Raw genomic sequence first — 3,684 nt, 5'->3', positions numbered from 1 at the left:
GAAAGCCAAGCGCTTCAAAATGCGCCGGGAGGTGATCGGCCATTTCATTATCCATACCGGCATCGGCACGCCAGGTAAGGAACGCGTTATAAAAGCGCTGCATGCTTTCCGGCGGTGCGGGCGTAAATTCCAGTTGGGTATGGTTGTAATCCAGGATAGAAATACAGCCGCCCGGTTTGAGCAGGGATTTGAATTTCAATAATGCTTCCCGGGGATTGCTTAACCATTGCAGCACCCTGGCGGAAACAACCAGGTCAAATTTTTCTGCAGGGTTGTAAGCAAAAAGATCTGTTTCTATCAATGTAAGGTTAGGCATATCTGCATGATCAGTATTGCCTTTTGCCACCAGGTGCGCACTGTTGTCGATGCCCACCACGGCGCCCGTTGCACCCACTGTGGCGGCTATGCCGGCAGAGATGGCGCCGGTGCCGCAACCTACATCCAGTACCTGCATCCCTTCACGGAGAAGTGGTACCAGTGTGGCATAGCTGTTTTGCAAACTCCTGCTGTCTAAAACGCTGCTGTCTTTCGGCATGGCCGCTCTTTCATTCGCGGTATTATTCATGGGTATTTATTGATGGATCAGGAAAAGGTGAGATTAAATATAACATTTTGTAAACAGAAAATAGCCCTACTTTAGAACCTGCCTAAAACCCACAGCTATGACCCGTTATGTTACTTTTGCAATAGCATTACTGATAATGGCCGGATGTGCACCGGTGGCTGAGAAAAAAAACAACACACCCGTGATGCGTTTGTATTCCCGTGCGGTAGCCGATTCTTTTTCCATCTTTATAAAACTTCCGGCCGACTACCACCCGGAGTTATCAAAAAAATATCCCGTGGCATATCTGCTGGATGCCAATCTTTATTTTGATATAATGGCCGTTACGCTGAACAAATATGCAGAAGTGGGCCTGGCGCCTGAAGTGATCCTGGTAGGAATTGGTTATAAAGATTTTGCAGCAATGGATTCATTAAGGAACCGGGATGATACTTACCCAGTGGCGATCCCTGAATATGAGATGACCACCAGTGGAGGAGCTGATAAATTCCTGTCGTTTATACATGATGAGCTGATGCCTGCGATAGATAAACAATACCATACCGATACCAGCAAACGGGTGCTGATGGGGCATTCCCTGGGTGGATACTTTACTTCGTATGCGCTTTACCGTGACATCAGCGGAACTGCTACCGGTTTCAATGGATATATTGCTGCCAGTCCTTCGCTGCATTATAACCACTACTACCTGTCCGAACAATTGAAAGCCGCACCCGTAAAAGACAGCGGGGCTGCTAAAGTGAAAGCCTACTTCGCTTTCGGCGGGCAGGAAGAACCGGAGGCCGGTGATTCCGCTACCTTACCGCTGCAGGAAACGATGGCGCAATTGTCAGCATCTATCTCCCAAAAACAATCCGCTGCAGTTACTTACCAGGGCGACATCTATTCCAACCTGGGACATATGGATACGCAGTTGCCTGTTTTTATAAAAGGGCTTCAGTGGATACTGCCTGCTGAGGAATAAAGCAAAGGGTCAAACCATTTAGCATACCCGGGCGGCGATGGTGAATGAGCTGCAATCCACTGCCCGGTCGGTGAACCAGGACCTGCAACGGCTGCTGCATTACCTGGTGAGCATAGAGTAACCCGCTATTTTTCCCGATTGCGTAAATAATATTCCCCTTTCGCCTATAAGCCCCCTCCTTCCCGGTGTAGCTTTGCCCTGTTTATAAATCGAGTTAAAATGAAAAAATTCCTGTTTTCTGTTATTTTATGCTGTAGCCTTCAGCCGCTTTTTGCACACGCCATCTGGATTGAAACTGTTACCACCGGAAAGGTTGGGCAGCCGCAGGAAGTAAAAGTTTTCCTGGGAGAATATGCCGATAACGAGCGTGATTCCATCCAGCACTGGTTCAGCAATATGAAAGATTTTACCCTGTACCTGGTGAAGCCGGACGGGCAGAAAGAAAAACTGACCGTTACCCCTAACGGTAATTATTTCACTGCCACTTTTACGCCAGCTGTTGCCGGTGCACATTTGTTATCAATTGATCATACCGTGCAGGAAGTGTATGGCGGCAGTAAGATCCATTACTATGCCATGGGACTGGTGAAAGTAAACAACTCGCTGACTGGTGTGGATAACGCCAAAGAATATACGGATTTCTCTTTGCAAACCAGCCTCAAAAAAGCCAATAAGCTGCATCAGCCGGCTTCCGTGCAATTGAGTTATAAGAAGGCTGCTCCTGCCGGAGGCGAAGTAACCGTACAATCGCCTGAAGGATGGACTAAGAAGTTCAAAGCCGGTGAGGCGGGCGGCGTTACTTTTTCACCTGCATGGCCCGGCCGTTATATGCTGGAAGGTACTTTTACCGAAGAAGCCAGCGGGCAGCATGAAGGTAAGGACTTTACAAAAGTATGGCATTGTGTTACCTACTGTATGGATGTAGATAAGTAAATGCAAAAAATGATAGAAAGGGCTGGCAATTTTGCCGGCCCTTTCCCGTTTTATTTTGAGTGTGTAGTAATTTAATATCCTCTTAATAAGACCCATGAAACAATTGTGCTGTATAGCTTTGCTCTCTGTTTCCCTGTTATGCCTTTATTGTGGTAAGGGAACCACTTATCCTCCCTCTCCTGTTGTGGATACCCTGCCTGCGGTGACGGCGGAAGGTAAAAATACCTTTGGCAGCCTGGTGAACGGGAAAGTGTTTATCCCGCGGGGAAACATAGGTCCCGCCAACCCAGGCGCCTACTATGATCCCAACGCCAACGGCGGCAGTTTTAATCTTTCGATGACCCGCTTTGATCCCGGGGATTCCATACGCCGCAGTTTCCAGATCATAGCCTCCAATTTAAATAAAACGGGCGCCTATCCTGTTACCACACCGAAAAAGGATGTTGTTTTCGCTTACAGCAGGCTGCGGATCAGCACCAACACCGGTTGTGAATACTTTGGTATGGATGCGGAACACGTGAAACAGGAAGGACAACTGGTGATCACCAAACTGGATACGGAACAAAAGATCATTGCCGGTACCTTTACCTGCACGCTGATAACGGCAGGTTGCGATACCGTTCGTATGACCGAAGGCCGGTTTGATATGAAATATTAGTCTTTACCCGTCAGGATCTCTGCATAGATCTCTTCAAAGTTTTTTCCTTTGTGCGACTGCCAGATGCCTGTGAATTTTGTTTCCACGCCTTTCAGCAGTTGTACGCATAATTTACGGTCGTCGTCTGTCATATCGTGGAACATTAGCTCCGCGAGCTGGCTGATCCGCTTCCGGCACTGGATCAGTACTTTCTCCCCTTTAGGGGTTACCTTCAGGCGTTTGGAGCGCTTGTCTTCCTTATCGTCGTACTCCGTGAGATAACCCAGTTTTTTCAGCCGGTTCAGTTTATCTGTGCCGGTAGACAGCTCCTGCAGGGCGGCATAGATCGCCTCTGTTTTACGGGGCTCCTTCAGCTGCGCCACGGTATTAAGCAATGAATATTCGTCGATAGTGTTGATACCGGTGCCATCCAGCGCTGCTACCGTATAAATGGTATGCAGTTTAAAGATGCGGCCAATGACCCTCATCAGGATGCCATCGCTGTGTACCGGCAGGAATTTTCCTTCCTGGGGAACCGGCCTGCGTGCCTGTTTGCCTGCCAGGTAATGCCTGCAAAATTCTTCT

At 48.3% G+C, this 3,684-nt stretch carries 5 protein-coding genes; 3 read left to right on the top strand and 2 right to left on the bottom strand.

Annotated elements, in window-relative coordinates; all coding sequences use genetic code 11:
• Positions 1–565 (bottom strand): class I SAM-dependent methyltransferase (locus VN105_RS23665; protein ID WP_325644879.1); only part of this gene is annotated, 565 nt, incomplete at its 3' end.
• A gap of 97 nt (positions 566–662) precedes the next feature.
• Between VN105_RS23665 and VN105_RS23660 the strand changes: the two genes are divergently transcribed.
• The 3 genes from VN105_RS23660 to VN105_RS23650 all read left to right on the top strand — a co-directional run bounded on the left by VN105_RS23660 (position 663) and on the right by VN105_RS23650 (position 3,120).
• Complete coding sequence (locus VN105_RS23660; protein WP_325644878.1) at positions 663–1,529, top strand: alpha/beta hydrolase; 867 nt, start codon at positions 663–665, stop codon at positions 1,527–1,529.
• 219 nt (positions 1,530–1,748) lie between these two features.
• Complete coding sequence (locus VN105_RS23655) at positions 1,749–2,462, top strand: hypothetical protein (RefSeq protein WP_325644877.1); 714 nt, start codon at positions 1,749–1,751, stop codon at positions 2,460–2,462.
• 94 nt (positions 2,463–2,556) lie between these two features.
• Positions 2,557–3,120, top strand: coding sequence for a hypothetical protein (locus VN105_RS23650; RefSeq protein ID WP_325644875.1), 564 nt, complete (start codon positions 2,557–2,559; stop codon positions 3,118–3,120).
• Here the strand turns inward: VN105_RS23650 and VN105_RS23645 are convergent.
• Positions 3,117–3,684: MarR family winged helix-turn-helix transcriptional regulator (locus tag VN105_RS23645; protein ID WP_325644874.1), on the bottom strand; the 568-nt coding region annotated here is incomplete at its 5' end. The two genes, VN105_RS23650 and VN105_RS23645, sit on opposite strands and share 4 nt — an antisense overlap.

Origin of the sequence: Chitinophaga sp. (genome assembly GCF_035564935.1) — a bacterium.
GTDB lineage: Bacteria > Bacteroidota > Bacteroidia > Chitinophagales > Chitinophagaceae > Chitinophaga.
The sequence above is the reverse complement of the archived record's forward strand: the minus strand, read 5'-3'. Positions and strand labels throughout refer to the sequence as shown.

Excerpts from the sequence above, each read along its gene's own strand:
- VN105_RS23660 (WP_325644878.1), top strand. The coding sequence starts at position 663 with ATGACCCGTTATGTTACTTTTGCAATAGCATTACTGATAATGGCCGGA.
- VN105_RS23655 (WP_325644877.1), top strand. The coding sequence starts at position 1,749 with ATGAAAAAATTCCTGTTTTCTGTTATTTTATGCTGTAGCCTTCAGCCG.
- VN105_RS23650 (WP_325644875.1), top strand. The coding sequence starts at position 2,557 with ATGAAACAATTGTGCTGTATAGCTTTGCTCTCTGTTTCCCTGTTATGC.